This window comes from Flammeovirgaceae bacterium SG7u.111 (genome assembly GCA_034044135.1).
In the GTDB taxonomy this organism is placed as follows: Bacteria; Bacteroidota; Bacteroidia; order Cytophagales; family Flammeovirgaceae.
Map to the genome: position 1 here is coordinate 2,545,250 of CP139021.1, position 15,654 is coordinate 2,560,903.

Sequence of the window (15,654 nt, forward strand, 5' to 3'; positions counted from 1 at the left end):
AGAGTTTAGTTGATGAAAATTTCTTCCCGGGGGTATTCTATAGCTGAATATTGATATGTATAAAACTGCCTTGTAATACCAATAAGGAGTGTAAGTAAACCTACACGGCCAATCAGCATGGTACTAATAATTACCAGTTTGCTGGCATCGCTAAGTTGTGAGGTGATTCCCATACTCAGACCCACAGTGCTAAAGGCTGAAATACACTCAAAAGCAATTTGCATGATACCAAGTTTCTTATCGAAGTGAATGAGCAAGAAGGTTGAGATACCAATCATGATCAATGAAAGGGAAATAATGGTGGTGGCGCGCTGCAAAGCTGTTTGCGAAATTTTTTTGTATCCTACAATGATGTTTTTGTACCCCGTAACTTGTTGGATGATATTGAAACTGGCAATGGCAAATGTACTCGTTTTGATCCCACCACCCGTTGAGCCAGGAGATGCCCCAATCCACATAAGGAACAAGACAATCATAATAGTAGTGAAGTGAAGGTGGCCAATCTCTACGTTATTGAACCCTGCCGTACGTGTGGTGATTGAGCCAAATAATGCAGTGAAAAATTTCCCTATTCCCGAATGTTCTTGAAGGCTATTGTTTATTTCCAGTAGATAAAAGAATAACGTTCCGAAAACTATGAGAGACAAGGTCGTATAGAGTACTATTTTACTATTCAAAGAAATATGCGGCTTTAGCTTTTGGATATGGCCTTTCCACGTAATATTGAACAAGCGGTAAGTCGTATAGAAAAACCATTTTTTTAGGTAATGGAAAATATTGATGAATACCACAAACCCCAAGCCTCCACATACTATGAGCAGGGCAATACTCATTTGTAGGCTATAGTTATACCTGAATCCCTCCTCGTACAGGGAATTGGACAGTGTGGAAAAACCGGCGTTGCAAAATGCGGAAATGGAATGAAACACACTGAAAAACATGCGTTTTTTAAATGTTCCGAAGGTATCATCTAATGATGAAAATATCAGTAATGTACCTATTCCTTCTGCTGAAAAAACAAAGATGATGATTTGTATCAGGCGCTTGAATGTACCATCTAGTGTGTCGGCATTTATCATGTCTTTTATGTTCAGGCGTGATTCAAAAGAGCCAAAACCTTTGAAAAAAAGTGCGAATAGGGAAGTGAAACTCAACATGCCAAGTGCGCCAAACTGGATAAGGCACATAATGGTCAGTTGTCCTATTAGAGTAAAATCCTTGCCTGTATCTAAGACGGCTAGACCTGTTACGCAAACTGCACTGGTAGATGTGAAAAGTGCATTGATAAAATTGATGCCATGCACTGTAGCCTTGGGGGCCATGAGTAATAACGTTCCTATGAAGATGAGAACAACGAAGCTTAGTACAAAAACCAAAGCGGGGTGAAGTGTTTGGCTGTTAAGGTTGTAAAGTCTACTGGACAGATCGAAAAGGATAAGTACAAATACCAGATCCATTGTGAATGGGTTGAGGCTAGTAGAGTCGTAAAATATAAAATTGGAAGTGTTGAGAGAAGAGACGATCAATAATATAATTGATAATAACGTGACTACGTAATAGCCAATGGGCTTCTTGTTCAATTTTCCTTTTTTTGGAAGATGCTTAATAAAATAGAAGGTAAAAATAAAACCACATAGAAAGTAAAAAAAATCGGTAATTAAGTGCATCCAATAGTTCATGCTGTAGCCATAGTCGAGCGTAAGGGCTACGAGGGCAATCATGCTCAAGATAAAAATGACAGAATCTCTAAAAAGCTGGAAGGAAGCTGTTTTGTTCATCAGTTCAGACCTAAAGTAAAGCGGATGTTTTTACTACAATGTTTTTGCACGATAGTAAGGTGAGTATCTAATTGTATTATTAGGTGTTTTTCATATTTACTTTAGTGATGCCAAGGTAGGGCTTGTAAAAAAGAATTGCAACTTGGTGGTAGAGAAGCTTGACTATTGGGTGGTCCGAGTACTCTTTAGATCTTTTTTCCAGGTTATCCCCTCCTAATCTTAACTGCTTGGAAATAATAATAATAACTGGAATTTATGGAAAATTGACGAATCATTATTTGGGTTCTTCCTAAAAAATTGCTCGAAATTGCCTATATTCCAACCTGACTTTTACCTTAGGCCAGACTACTTTCTTTTATAATTATCATTTTTTTGAACCTAAAAAGATTAAAGCATGAGAATTGAAATCCCCAGAGAAGTAGAGAGATTTGGACCAATTATTTTCCATGGTGTGCAGAAGGTGTATGAGCTTGACTCTGGCTTGAAAAACCACTCTAACCAACAAGACGAGAACCCTGTTTTAAAAAGGATAGCCTACGACGTACAGCATGAGATCCAGAATGAGATGGCGATTGTGGTGCCCGTAAGGAATGAAAAAATCAAGCTTATAGAAGGTGTGCTTTCTGGGATTCCCCACCACTGTTTGGTCATTATAGTATCTAATAGCCCAAGGCATCCGATTGATAGATTTAGGATAGAAAAAGATGCGATAGAGCACTTGAGCAATTTTATGGGGCGTAGGATTTTGATGGTTCACCAAAAGGACCCGAAACTTGCCGAAGCGTGCGAAGCTGCAGGTTATCCATTTTTGCTAGATAAGGAAGGGGTAGTGAAGAACGGAAAAGCAGAAGGGATGATTTTGAGTACTTTATTGGCGTACTTGTGCGGCAAGAAGTACATCGGTTTTATTGACTCGGACAACTATTTCCCCGGTGCGGTGCATGAATATGTGCAGGAGTACGGCGCTGCTTTTGCCATGAGCAAGTCTAAGTATACAATGGCGAGGATTTCGTGGCACAGTAAGCCAAAAATAGTGGAGTCGAACTTGTTCTTTGCCAAGAGGGGTAGGGCTTCGGAGCATACCAATAAGATTTTGAACAGGCTGGTGAGCTACTATACGGGCTACGGAACGGAAATTATAAAGACTGGGAATGCAGGCGAGCATGCGATGACCATGGATTTGGCCATGCGACTAGATTATTCTTCGGGTTATTCTATTGAGCCGTATCATTACATAAATGTATTGGAAAAATTTGGTGGAATAATAGCCAATCCTTCGGACAAGATTATGCAAAATAGGGTAGAGTTTTATCAGATAGAATCTAGAAACCCACATTTGCACGAGGTAAAGGGTGACCAGCACGTAATGGACATGAGCCGTGCGGCGCTGGAGGTGATGCACAATTCGCCTATTTGCCCAAAAGAGTTGCAAGAAGAGATTATAAAAGATTTGAGAGCAAGGAAACTTCTTGGAGAAGGAGAGGAGCTTGGTAACTCGCTTACTTATTACCCTTCTCTCAAAACGGTGAATATGAAAAAGTTTGCCAAGGTGCTCAAAAATGAACCATATGTAGATATGTTCAAGGCGGATCTTTCGAAGTTCAACCAAGAAACGGAGGATACGATGCTGACTAGGGACAAGGCTGAAGGGATGAAGGCACATTTGCCAGAAGAAGGGAAGCTAGAAGCGAAATAATATTTTTAATGAAAAACACATGAACCGAGGCTTTCCTAAGCCTCGGTTTCTTTTTGTCTTAAAAACTATGAAAACAACTAACCCAATCATATTTACCGACTTGGACGGTACACTGCTCGATTTTAAAACGTATTCGTTTGACGTGACGAAAGGAACGGTAGAGAAATTAACCGAGTTGGGTATCCCTGTGGTATTTTGTTCTTCCAAAACGAGGGTAGAGCAGGAGGTATACAGGAAAGCGCTTGGCAATGCGCATCCTTTCATTACCGAAAATGGCAGTGCGATTTTTATTCCCGAAGGCTATTTTGCCTTTGACTTCAAGTTTCACCAAGAAGCGGATGGATATAAAGTGGTAGAACTTGGGGAAACCGCAGATTTCATTAGAGCGCAAATAAAGCTTGCCCGAGAAGAATCTGGAAACGTAAATTTCGGTTATGCCGACTTGACTATTGCCGAGATATCGGAAATCACTACGCTTGACTTGGAAGCCTCGAAAAGGGCGGCTTCAAGAGAGTATAGTGAGACTATTTTGAAAGGAGACGTAAGCTCGGAGCAATTCGGGAGATTCAAAGATGTGTTGGAGCAGAAAGGCTTGGCTTGTGTATCTGGCGGGAAGTTCCACACCGTAATGGGGCTGAAGAGCGATAAAGGAAAAGCGGTGGAAATCCTCGCTGGTTTGTACCGAAAGCAGCTTGGGGAAATCACCACGCTAGGGCTGGGGGACAGTGCCAACGATGGCCCTTTGCTCAGGGCGGTGGACAAACCTTATTTGGTGCAAAAGCCAAACGGGACATGGCAAGCTATTGAATTTGAGGGGTTGGAAAAAGTAGCAGCGATTGGTCCTGCAGGGTGGAACGAGGCTGTTGCCGGGTTGTTGGAGTAAAAGCAAAATGGCTTTTTATGAATCTACTTGATAATTCAAGAAATGGAAACCCTTAAGCATGGTGATTAGAGGCTAGACGCCAGAAATAAGAGGTTAGAAAAAATTAAAACTTCAAGAGGTTATTCTTTTTCTAACTTCTAGCCTCCTGCCTCTAACTTCTCTTGAACCTTAAACCATTACTCATCCACTAGTTTTTCCGAGGTATCAAGTAAATCATAAAGAACCTTCAAAATCATGTATCCAAGCTGAAAATATCTTTCAGTTCATTGTTGCTCAGATCGCCTATCCAGTTTTCACCGCTGCTTACGGTGAGTTCGGCGAGTTCTTTTTTAGCCTGAATCATGGCATCTATTTTTTCTTCAAAAGTGCCTTGGGTAATCATTCGGTAAACCATTACGTTTTTCTTTTGTCCAATTCGGTAAGCCCTATCTGTCGCTTGGTTTTCCACGGCAGGATTCCACCATAAATCGTAATGGATTACATTATTGGCGGCTGTCAGGTTCAAGCCCGTACCACCTGCTTTTAGGGACAGAATCATGGTCTTTAAATAGGTTTTCCCCTGAAAGTCTTGCACCATGGTGTCTCGTTTGTTTCTGGAAACTCCTCCATGCAGCCAAAGTGGCTCATAGTTGTATCGCTCCTTTATAAGTTTTACCAAGAGGTCTCCCATTTCTTTGTACTGGGTGAAAATCAGGGTTTTTTCTCCGTTTTCGTAAATGGTATCTAACAAAGAAAGCAGCATTTGTGTCTTGCCCGACTTATCAGGTTCTATGGTTTTCTTTTTGAGAAAATGGTTAGGGTGGTTGCAAATCTGCTTTAGAGAAATCATGAGTTTGAACACCAGTCCAAGTCTTTTGATGCTTTCCTCAGTTTCTATGCTTTTCATAGCTTGCCCAACTACATTTTTGTAGAGGGCACTTTGCTCTTTAGTGAGTGAGCAAAGTTGGTTTGATTCAATTTTTTCAGGCAAATCTTTGATAATGGACTTATCTGTTTTCACCCTTCTCAGGATGAAAGGTGCAGTCATTGTCTTAAACCGTTCTAGTTTTTCGTGGTCGCGGTGTATTTCAATGCTCTTTATAAATTCAGTTTTGAACTTAGCAAGTGAATTTAAATACCCTTTGTTGGTGAAGTCGAAAATGCTCCAATATTCAGAGAGCCTATTTTCTACAGGAGTGCCGCTCAATGCAATTTTATTGTAGCTCTTGAATTTTTTGAGAGCTTTGGTCTGTTCAGTTCCCGTGTTTTTTATGTTTTGGGCTTCGTCGATTCCTAGCAGCGCCCATGTGGTCTTGGATAATATTTTTACATCGCTGCGGGCTGTTCCATACGATGTAAGCATCACATCGTACCCCTCGGTTGTGAATTTTCTTTTAGGGCCGTGGTAAATCAATACCTGCAAATCGGGGGCGAATTTTTCAATTTCCCGTTGCCAGTTGCCTAGAAGGGTAGTAGGTAATACCATTAAGGCCTTATGCTTTTGTAACTGCCCTTCTTCTTTCATTTTGAGTAAAAGACAAATTACCTGCAAGGTTTTTCCTAAGCCCATGTCATCGGCAAGCAAGCTGCCAAAACCAAGCTTGTTGTTTTTGTACATCCATTCAAAGCCCCTGAGTTGGTAAGGGCGGAGGGTCGCCTTCAAGCCCTTGGGCAATTCTACTGCTTCAAATTTTACCAAATCTTTCAGTAGTTTTTGGGCTTTGGCATCGAGGCTAGCCTTTGCGCCTTCGTAGTCTTTGCTTAGTAATATTTTTAATAGTTCTTTGTCGCCAAGAGCGGGCGGGTTTTCCAATTTTTTCAGAATGCCAGCTATTTCTTTTTCGTCCAGAAGAACATATTGGTCGTTCAGTTTTACAAGTCCCTCGGTTTGTTTCAGTAGCTTTCTAAATTCATCAGCTGTAACCAACTGGTTGCCTATGGCAACTTTCCATTCAAAATCCAGCAGGTTTTCCATGTTGGCAAATGAAACGCCTCCAGTCACTTTTCCAGCAACCGATTTTACCTGTCCAGAAAGTTGTGGTCTTGCGAGTTTTTGAAGAGACTTGGGCAAAAGTACTTGGATATTGAGCAAACGGAGGGCAGGAATGGCATTGAAAAGTACATGGGTAAATTGCTCGATGGAAAGTTGGATATGTTCTTCTCCTTTGCTGCTGATGATTTGTTTTACTTCGGGAAGGTATTCTGCCAACAACGACAAGTCTTGCATGATGCCAACTCTTATTTTATCGTATTTAGCCTTTGCAAAAAGTGAGCGGATGCTTACTGGCTCCCCCAAACTCTCTTTGCTGTTTTGAACCCACAGGGAAATGTCAAAATGGGCGTCTTCTAGCTCTTGCTCTTCCACTTTCAAGACAGGTACCCACTCTTTTTCAGACAAATAAAACTTCTGTAGCCATTGTTGGATAGACTGGGCTAATTCTTTTTTTTCAAACCCAAGTGTACTTATAGTTTTTTGATGGAAAAATGCATTGAGCACGTCATCGTTCCAGGCAGACTGAGGTATTTTATGATAATCGTAATAACTGTGTTGGTAGTGGTTGAGGAAAAGTGCCAGCAACATTTTAAGTTGCTCTTCTTTAGTAGCAGAGAACTCTTTTTTGTCTTTTTCAAAGAGTACCAACCCAAAGGGCATGAGCTTCACTAGCAAGTCGAAGATTAATTTTACCTCGGGGATAAGGAGGGCTGGAATCCACCGAATGCTGTAACGGTTTGTGCTTGTTTGTACGAGTTCGGGAATGAAGGCCGACTTGGCAGCAAGGTGTTTGTAAAATTGGTTGGCTAAAAAAAGAGTAACAACCGAAGGGTGAAGGTTGAGTAAATGTGCTTGGTTGATTTTATCCAGAGAATCTGTAAGGGTGTCGAGCTTGTTGAAAAGTACTTTTTTCTCTTCAAGTAATTCGAGCCTTTCGAAAAACATTTCGTTGTTTATGTAGAGACGTACACTGCCTTGTTCTGTTTCAAATAGTTCGTTTTCTGTTTCATAGGTTTCGTTCAGTGCTTTTTTGGCATTTTTTCCCACTTGCTTGTAAGCATGCTCCACAAATGACTTGAAATCCCCAGATGTATAGAAAACAGGGTTGCCAACGAGCAGTTTGAGCAGGTTGTCTTTGTTGTTTTCAGGAATGGTAGAAAAGTCAATGCGCTCAATAAGTGCATTGTCAAAAGAGTAGGCTTCGTTTTTTGGATTTTCACTGTAAAGCTCTGAAAGTTGGGCAATGGGCAATTCGAGTTTTCCTTTTTCGCTAAATCCAAGATTTTGTAGCGAGTCCAAAACATCTAAGCCATGAAGCAAAAATACCATAAAAGGGTTTCTGTCGATAGCATCGGCAATAATGTAAATTACGGCAGCGAGGTGCTTGCATGGCAATGCCCAGTCGGGACAAGAGCAGCTCGCATCTATATCGTGCCATGAGTTTGGAAAGAGTTTGATCCCCTCCCTTTCGAGTTCGCTGAATAACTCTTGGGGTAGCTTTTTGTTGAGCAAAGAAGAGAGGATAAAAGGGTTCTCAGTAATGACTTTCATAACCACAGCTTTTTCATTTCTACTGAAAAGGTGGATGGCTATGTTTTGTTTGTAAGGTCTGGGGCTTGAGCCTGCTACTTTGGCGGAGACTTTGTTTTGCTTTATTTCTATATCGAGAACCGCTCCTTTATTTGCATAAGTCCTACCTCTTGGCAACCTATTGTCAAAATCGATGTGCTGAAGGGCCTTAAGCCACTGTTGTCCCCACCATGTGTTGCCGTATTTTTTTGCCATTTTCTACTTGCAGATATTTAGTTTTTTATCTTCTTAAGAATTACGGCAAAGCCTCCGCCCGGGGCAACATCGAAAACAAGCCTGTCGATTGCTGTTACCTTTTGGGTTTCTTTTACATAATCTTCACCTACTCGCTCGGCGTTAGGACCGTCTTTGTAGATCGTTGCTTCATAATTTCCTTCTCCCAAGAAAGAAAGGTTTACCCCAATTTCTCTGGCTTCCCAGTTGGAAATACCGCCTATATACCAAGTATCTCCTTTTTGGCGGGCAATCACGGCAAACTCTCCAACTTCGCCATCAATGGCTTTGGTGTTGTCCCAAGTGCTGGGCACTTTGCTGAGGAACTCCAATATTTCTGGTTCGGCTTCGTAGCTGGTTGGTGCATCGGCAAGCATCACAAGCGGAGCTTCATACACGATGTACATCCCCAGCTGGGCAGAGCGTGTGCCTTGGCTCATAGGTCGTTCAAAAACCACTTTGAAATCAGCTTTATTTGCATTGGTCATTGCACCTGGTGTATAGTCCATAGGACCTGCTACCATTCGGATGAAAGGGATGGTGGCGGCATGGTCTGGCGTAGTGCCGTCTGGCTCGGCAAATTTGTTGTACTCTAAGCCTCTTACCGCTTCTTGGTTGATCACGTTGGGGAAGGTTCTGTTCAGTCCTGTGGGTTTGAAAGCCCCATGGAAATTCACCGCTATTTTGTATTTGGCGGCAACCTCGGCTACCCTCCAGTAGAAATTCACTGCCTCTTGGTCATCCCTGTCCATAAAATCGACTTTGATGCCTTTTACACCCCATTCGGCAAATTGCTCCATGGCTTCGTCGAGTTGCTTGTCGAGCGTGTGCCACACGCACCAAAGGATGATGTCCACCTCTTTCTCTTCGGCATAGGAAAAAATCTTTTTTACATCAATATCCTCGGCAAGCTTTAGCAAATCAAACTGGTCAGACCAACCTTCGTCGAGGTTTACATATTCGAAATTGTTTTTGGAGGCAAAGTCGATGAAGTATTTATAAGATGCTGTATTGATTCCTGCTTCAAAGCCAACTCCCCTGAGGTTGAGGGCATTCCACCAGTCCCAAGCAACTTTTCCGGGTTTTACCCAAGAAAAGTCTCCTTCTGGAGCACGGCTAAGTTTATACACCATATCGTTGTCGAGCAACTCTCTGTCTTCCGTAGAAATAATGATAGCCCTCCAAGGAAGATCCCTTGTTCCTTCAATTTTTGCTATATAGTCTTCTCGGCTTACCACAATTTTATTGAAATTGCTGTGTCCCCCAACCTTTGTTTCTTTTGGGAAACCTGGGAAAGTCCCTGTTATTTTCTGTGGGTTCTCTTTGTCCTTCTTTACATGGAAACCAGGGTAGTCGTAAAGGTCTGCTTCGGTGATCACCATCTTCAAGTCACTTTTTCCTTCTACCAAAAAAGGGAGCATGGTCAGCGAGTCAGAAAGCTCAGAGAGTTTTCCTTTGGTATATGTGTTTTCGTAACTGTGCTGAAACGTATTATTGTTGGTGTGGGAAACATAAGCAGCATAATCGTGGGTGAAATTGAAAGAAACCTCTTCTTCCTTCACTAGTATTTCGGGCGAGTCAACCATGGGGGAGAATCGCCAAGCAGCGCCATCGTCATAAACCCTGAAGGTAAGCTTAAATTCTTTGAAGGTAAGGATGATCTCGTTGTATTTGTTTACGATTTCATTCCTCTTCCAAAATATAGGTTTTATGATTTCATCTACCGAGTTGGAAAGCGCTTTTTTTACCTTGTCTTTTTTTCCAAAAATAGTCCCGTCGGCAAGGGTAACCGAAATGGGCGACCCGAGGATGAGTTCTTGGCTTTCGTGCTGTAATGAATAGGTTATTTTATCGGCAACATCAACCTGTACTATGATCTCTTTGTTGGGGGAAATGACGGTATAAACTTTTCCCTTTTGAGCAATAGCTGGACTGATGATAGTTAGTATGGTCAATAGTGCAAATAGTTTTTTCATTTCATGTGGTCTTTTGTGCAAAAAAATAAGTTTATAACATTTGAAAGCTAATTGCAATGGAAAGTGTTTTGGCAAAAATAACCACCTTGCTCTAAATCCCATCTATTTTCTCGTTTATAAGGGTGCGAATGGCAACGGAAGCGCAACAGCAACCGAAAATGTTGGGCATGTACGAAATTGTTCCTATCACCGATTTCTTGTTGTTGTTGCCATCGGTTATGATCAACTTAGTTTTGTCAATTTGCTCGGTAGAGAAAACAACAGGGAAGCCCGTGCGGATTCCTCTTCTTCCTAAGCGCTTGCGCAGCATTTTGGCAAGCCTGCAGTTGTACGACTGGGAAATGTCGGCAATGTGGGTTTTGGAAGGATCTATTTTTCCTCCAGCGCCCATCGAGCTTACAAAGCGGATATTATTTTCGTACAAATGGGCAACCAGCTCTATTTTGGGGATGAGCGTATCTATGGCATCTATGGCAAAATCGTAATGCGTCCCGATGAGGTCTTTAATGCAAAATTGATCAACATAGCTGTCTATCAAATTCAACTTAATCGCTGGGTTGATGTCCCTGAGCCGTTGGGCTATCACTTCTGTTTTCTTTTTGCCATTCGAGCTGACCAAAGCTGCCAGCTGCCTGTTTCGGTTGCTTGCCTCCACAATATCGGCATCTACCAACGTCATTTCCCCAACGCCTGATCTGGCTACCATTTCTGCCGCTGCGCCACCTACGCCACCAAGCCCGCAAAGTAAAACATGTGAGTTTTTTAATGTTTCTAATTTCTCTTTATCAAGCAAAAGCTCGGTGCGTTCATTCCAAAATTTTTCCAAAGCAATCTTTAAAATTTCTTTTAACCATCTTTTCTATTTCCCCAATGCCTACTCCCTTTATCTTTGCTGCCGATTGGTAGATTTCTGAAATAGAAACCTCAGCTTCGTCTGTTTCTAAAAAAAATCGGTTTTGGGGAATTTGTGCAAAAATAGAATGAATTTTAGAATTTGGGTTTAAAAGAATTTTACCAAAAGAAAAGAAAAAGCCATGAGGCTCTAGTTGGTTGTAAATCTGTTGGTTACCATTGAACCCGTGAAGTATAAGTGGAATGGTTGGTTTTAGCTTTTTTTTGATGGCAATCAAATCTGGGTAGGCTCTTACACAATGAAAAATAACAGGTTTTCGGTATTTCTGAGCTAGCTTTACCTGCGGAATCAAGTAGGTCTGTTGGGTGTCGAAACTGGTTTTGATAGCCCTGTCAAGCCCTGCTTCCCCAACTGCTATAATTTGGTTATCTTTCAATAGATTTTCCATATGGGAAAGGGCATCAGCCAATATAGTTTTTTCGATGTGCCAAGGGTGAATACCCATGGAATAGGTTTGGTCAGAATTAAGAATAGAAGGGATTTCGTGGGCGGAAAGGTTTGTGACCTGAAGTGTGTTTATAGGTATTTCTGATTGGCTGTTGTGGGTGTGGATATCGATGTAAAGGGTGTTTTTTGGCATGTTCAACTAGTGTTTAATGCGAGAGTAAAATTACTAAATATTGAATAGTTGAGGTGCTAGTGGACTAGAGAGATATGGGAACGTTGCAAAAAAGCTAGAATAATTAAAGTTCAAACATTCTCTAACTATATGAATGAAATCATAGTTTATTAAATGGTTTTGACCTAATTTTGGGCATTTTTCAACAATGAGCTAATTAAAAATGAGCATAGCAATCGCTGAGAAAGAGTTAGAAACAAAAGGATACCTCGATTTACCCATTGAGCAGTCAGTTGATTTGGTGGCGGAGATTGAGCGATTGAAAAAAGAGAAAAACGCCATTATCTTGGCGCACTTTTATCAAGATCCTAGTATCCAAGACATAGCTGATTATTTGGGTGACAGCTTAAAACTTTCCCAAATTGCCGCTGAAAACGATGCGGATATCATCCTGTTTGCAGGGGTGTACTTCATGGCAGAAACTGCCAAAATATTGAGTCCTGAAAAGAAGGTGATTTTACCAGATTTGAATGCAGGGTGTTCTTTAGCAGACTCTTGTCCAACCGAGCCATTTGCCAAATTTGTAGCTGATCATCCTAACCATACCGTGGTTACCTACATCAATTCTAATGCGGAGATAAAGGCAATGAGTGATATTATTTGTACCTCGTCCAATGCCAAGAAAATCATTGAAAGTATTCCAGAAGACCAGCCGATTTTATTTGCGCCAGACCGCAACTTAGGGCAGCACATCATTTATGAAACAGGCAGGGATATGGTGCTTTGGGACGGAGCTTGCGATGTGCACGAGGTATTCTCGATTGAGCGCTTGCAAAAGATGAAAGAGGAGAACCCTGATGCTGAAGTGATTGCGCATCCCGAATGCCAGAAATTAGTAAGGATGTTTGCCGATTTTATAGGCTCTACCAATAATTTGCTCAATTATGTGCAAAAAAGTGATAGCAAAAGATTTATAGTATTGACAGAGGCAGGCATTATCCACCAAATGGAAAAAGCAATGCCTAACAAGGAGTTTATTCCTGGTCCTGTAAACATGGATAATACTTGTAGCTGTAGCGAGTGTGCGTTCATGAGGCTAAATACTTTGCAAAAAGTGTATTTGTGCTTAAAACATGAACAGCCGGAAGTACATATTGAAGAAGAACTTAGGAAAAAGGCATATGCTCCAATAAAGCGCATGCTTGATATTTCAAAATAAGGGACTGAACGAATTGAATTTTACTATTCAGGTATTCGTTTATTAGTCGACTGCAGTGCTTTGTGACTCTCAATTGTTGATTGTTTTGGCTAAGCAGGTTTTGTGGTAATACATCTAATGAACAAATGAAGAATGTTGACTTTTTGATTGCCGGTTCTGGACTTGCTGGGCTTACGTATGCTTATAAAGTTGCAGAGTTGTTTCCCGATAAAAAGGTCTGTGTACTGACCAAAAACAAAATGAAGGAGGCAAATTCTCATTATGCCCAAGGAGGAATTGCAGCGGTAATAGATAAAGTCACCGATTCGTTTGAGTCGCACATAGAAGATACACATATAGCTGGTGCGGGTTTGTGCAAGGAGAATGTAGTGGAATTTGTGGTGAGGGAAGCCCCAGATAGAATTTTCGAGCTGATTGAGTTAGGGACTCCCTTCGATACGAAGGAGAATGGCGATCTAGACCTAGGTCTTGAAGGCGGGCATTCCCACAACAGGATTTTGCATCATAAAGACAGCACAGGTGCTGCAATTTTGAACTCCTTAGTTCGGAAGGTTCAAAAAATATCAAATATAGAAATTCTTGAGTATTGCCAAGTTGTAGATATCATCAAGCAAGATGAGAGTGGGGAATGCTTAGGGCTGTATGTGATTTTAAATGGTTCGGACAAGGTAACGCCAATTACTTCGTCATTGACGCTGTTAGCTACTGGAGGCGCTTGCCAAGTGTACCCAAGTACGACCAATCCCAAAATAGCTACGGGAGATGGTATTGCCATAGCAAGTAGGGCAGGAGCGGATATAAGCCATATGGAGTTTATCCAATTTCATCCAACTTCTCTCTTTCAACCCGAAATCAGTCAGGTGTTTTTAATATCGGAAGCGTTGCGTGGGGCTGGGGCAGTTCTTAAAAACCATGAGGGCAGGGAGTTCATGTACGATTATGACCCTCGAGGTCCTCTTGCTCCCCGAGATATCGTTGCTAGGGCGATAGAGAGTGAAATGAGGAAAACGGAGCAGTCATATGTGTATTTAGATGCAAGGCATATTGTACAAGAGAAATTGTTAGCTCATTTCCCCAATATTTATAAAAGGTGTTTGTCAAGAGGAATTGATTTGTTCAGCGATATGATTCCTGTCGTCCCTGCGGCGCATTACACCTGTGGAGGGATTGAAACAGATGAATTTGGGCAAACATCTATCTCGCGGTTGTTTGCTTGTGGAGAATGCGCTTATACTGGTTTGCACGGTGCAAATAGGTTGGCATCCAATTCCCTTTTAGAAGCGCTAGTTTTTGCCCACAGAGCAGCTCAAAAGAGCAAAATACTTTTTGAAAGTAGGATAGATACTTCTTCGACATTCACAAACCAGTATGGTGAATTAGTGCTAAATGATATTAGCCAGCTTGCTGTTAACCAATTAAAGCAAGAGGTAAGGCAGGTGGCAAGAGAATATGCGGGAATCAACCGACAGAAAGTTGGCTTGGCAGCTGCTAAAGTGAAGTTAGACGGATTGGAGGCTAAAATAAAGCGCTTGCATAAAGAAAGTCCATCGTGGAAATCCTTTGAGTTGATAAATTTATTGGTGGTAGCTCAGCTAATTGTCCGAGATGCATTTGATCGAAAAGAAAGTGTTGGAGCACATTTTATCTCTACCGAAGCATCTCTTTACATCAATGAGGAAAGTGCTTAACCTTTAGATTTCTATCTTTCCCAAAGGATCGTAAAGCCCCATTTAAGGGGCTTTTTTTGTGTCACCTCGCTATAGCTTTTTCTGTTTCTTTCTTTTTGCCCTTGCTTCTTCCCACCAAAATAATCCCCGATATTACGATAGCAGTGCCGGCAATCTGGTACGCAGAAATATGTTCGTACAAGAAAATGCTCGCCAAGATGATGGTGGAAATAGGTCCTACACTTCCAATGATGGAAACCGTAGATGCGCCAATCCGTTTGATAGCCTCCGAGATGAGAAAGGAGGGGAAAACAGTGGAGAAAAGCGCCATGCCCAAGCCAAGTGCATATACTTCCCAAGGATAGCCAAATAGTTGAGTACTGCCCTGAATAGAAAAGTGGGCAATTACACAGATGCAAGAAACGATCATGGCATAAGAAGTGAATTTTTTAGTGCCAAATTTGGGCAAGAGCTGTCCCGATCCTATCAAGTAAATGGCATAGGTCAATGCGCTTAGGAAAATAAAGATTCCACCTAAGAGAGGGTTGGAGCTGCTGCCCGGTGAAAGCTTGTCCATGAAAGCAACGTAAATGCCCAAATAGGTAATCAAGATGGCAACCATCTGTATTTTAGCAATGGCTTTTCTAAGTACTAACCAAGATATGAGTAAGACAAGGGTAGGGTACACAAAAAGGATGAGACGCTCCAAACTTGCATCAATAAATTGAAGACCATAGAAGTCAAAATAACTGGCTAAGTAGTAACCAACAAAACCCATAACAACTACCCATAGATAATCTTTTTGGGTGGGTTGAGAACCAGTTGGGTTTTTAGAGCGGAGGGCAATGGCAATGTAGAAAGGTAGGGCAAATCCCATCCTGAGGAGTAGGAGCGATACCGGGTCGATCTCGTAATTGTAAGCCAATTTGACCATGACTGCCTTGGCGGAGAAAAGAATTGCCCCTGCCAAGGCTAGAAATACCGCACCTAATTCTACATTCTTTTTTTGTGTTTCCATTTCTTGGTTTTGAGTGTGTGACATAAAAAAAGCCCCCTGACATATTCAGGAGGCTTTTCACATAATCGTATATTTACAATTATCAATAAAGCATCCTTCCCATTCTGAGCAGAATGAGTTGCCATGCGATCATATTGATAATTGAAATCCTATTCATAATGCTAATCTAC

The 15,654-nt window shown here is 41.5% G+C and carries 10 protein-coding genes; 4 read left to right on the forward strand and 6 right to left on the reverse strand.

The genetic code is table 11. The annotated features are described in order from the left end of the window. Positions 1-5: 5 nt before the first annotated feature. Positions 6-1,778 (reverse strand): potassium transporter TrkG, encoded by a 1,773-nt coding sequence (locus R9C00_09875; protein ID WPO37759.1) that lies wholly within the window; start codon positions 1,776-1,778, stop codon positions 6-8. Between the two features lie 394 nt (positions 1,779-2,172). Between R9C00_09875 and mpgS the strand changes: the two genes are divergently transcribed. Both mpgS and mpgP read left to right on the forward strand, forming a co-directional pair. Next, positions 2,173-3,474 carry a mannosyl-3-phosphoglycerate synthase gene (mpgS, locus tag R9C00_09880; GenBank protein ID WPO37760.1) on the forward strand — a complete coding sequence of 434 codons (1,302 nt, stop codon included), beginning with the start codon at positions 2,173-2,175 and terminating at the stop codon, positions 3,472-3,474. 67 nt (positions 3,475-3,541) lie between these two features. Further along, complete coding sequence (gene mpgP / locus R9C00_09885; protein WPO37761.1) at positions 3,542-4,357, forward strand: mannosyl-3-phosphoglycerate phosphatase; 816 nt, start codon at positions 3,542-3,544, stop codon at positions 4,355-4,357. Between the two features lie 232 nt (positions 4,358-4,589). Here mpgP and R9C00_09890 read toward each other — a convergent pair whose 3' ends face one another. The 4 genes from R9C00_09890 to R9C00_09905 form a co-directional block, all read right to left on the reverse strand. Then, entirely contained in the window at positions 4,590-8,114 is a 3,525-nt protein-coding gene (locus R9C00_09890; protein WPO37762.1) for a DEAD/DEAH box helicase, read from the reverse strand. 17 nt (positions 8,115-8,131) lie between these two features. After that, positions 8,132-10,108, reverse strand: coding sequence for a glycoside hydrolase family 97 protein (locus R9C00_09895; GenBank protein WPO37763.1), 1,977 nt, complete (start codon positions 10,106-10,108; stop codon positions 8,132-8,134). A 91-nt stretch (positions 10,109-10,199) separates the two neighbouring features. Continuing rightward, a complete protein-coding gene (locus R9C00_09900) occupies positions 10,200-10,934 on the reverse strand; it encodes a tRNA threonylcarbamoyladenosine dehydratase (GenBank protein WPO37764.1) in 735 nt (244 codons plus the stop codon). Then, positions 10,915-11,601, reverse strand: a complete 687-nt coding sequence (locus R9C00_09905) for a TatD family hydrolase (protein ID WPO37765.1) — start codon at positions 11,599-11,601, stop codon at positions 10,915-10,917. Before R9C00_09905 ends, R9C00_09900 begins: the two co-directional genes overlap by 20 nt. A gap of 202 nt (positions 11,602-11,803) precedes the next feature. Between R9C00_09905 and nadA the strand changes: the two genes are divergently transcribed. After that, a complete protein-coding gene (gene nadA, locus R9C00_09910) occupies positions 11,804-12,799 on the forward strand; it encodes a quinolinate synthase NadA (GenBank protein ID WPO37766.1) in 996 nt (331 codons plus the stop codon). Positions 12,800-12,924: 125 nt separating this feature from the next. Beyond that, the gene (gene nadB / locus R9C00_09915) at positions 12,925-14,487 is read left to right on the forward strand and encodes an L-aspartate oxidase (protein ID WPO37767.1); all 1,563 of its coding nucleotides are present in this window, start codon (positions 12,925-12,927) and stop codon (positions 14,485-14,487) included. A 61-nt stretch (positions 14,488-14,548) separates the two neighbouring features. Here the strand turns inward: nadB and R9C00_09920 are convergent, their stop codons facing one another. Next, a complete protein-coding gene (locus R9C00_09920) occupies positions 14,549-15,484 on the reverse strand; it encodes a DMT family transporter (GenBank protein WPO37768.1) in 936 nt (311 codons plus the stop codon). Positions 15,485-15,654 lie beyond the last annotated feature (170 nt).

Excerpts from the sequence above, each read along its gene's own strand:
- R9C00_09890 (WPO37762.1), bottom strand. The coding sequence starts at position 8,114 with ATGGCAAAAAAATACGGCAACACATGGTGGGGACAACAGTGGCTTAAG.
- R9C00_09905 (WPO37765.1), bottom strand. The coding sequence starts at position 11,601 with ATGCCAAAAAACACCCTTTACATCGATATCCACACCCACAACAGCCAA.
- R9C00_09875 (WPO37759.1), bottom strand. The coding sequence starts at position 1,778 with ATGAACAAAACAGCTTCCTTCCAGCTTTTTAGAGATTCTGTCATTTTT.
- nadB (WPO37767.1), top strand. The coding sequence starts at position 12,925 with ATGAAGAATGTTGACTTTTTGATTGCCGGTTCTGGACTTGCTGGGCTT.
- nadA (WPO37766.1), top strand. The coding sequence starts at position 11,804 with ATGAGCATAGCAATCGCTGAGAAAGAGTTAGAAACAAAAGGATACCTC.
- mpgP (WPO37761.1), top strand. The coding sequence starts at position 3,542 with ATGAAAACAACTAACCCAATCATATTTACCGACTTGGACGGTACACTG.
- mpgS (WPO37760.1), top strand. The coding sequence starts at position 2,173 with ATGAGAATTGAAATCCCCAGAGAAGTAGAGAGATTTGGACCAATTATT.
- R9C00_09895 (WPO37763.1), bottom strand. The coding sequence starts at position 10,108 with ATGAAAAAACTATTTGCACTATTGACCATACTAACTATCATCAGTCCA.
- R9C00_09920 (WPO37768.1), bottom strand. The coding sequence starts at position 15,484 with ATGGAAACACAAAAAAAGAATGTAGAATTAGGTGCGGTATTTCTAGCC.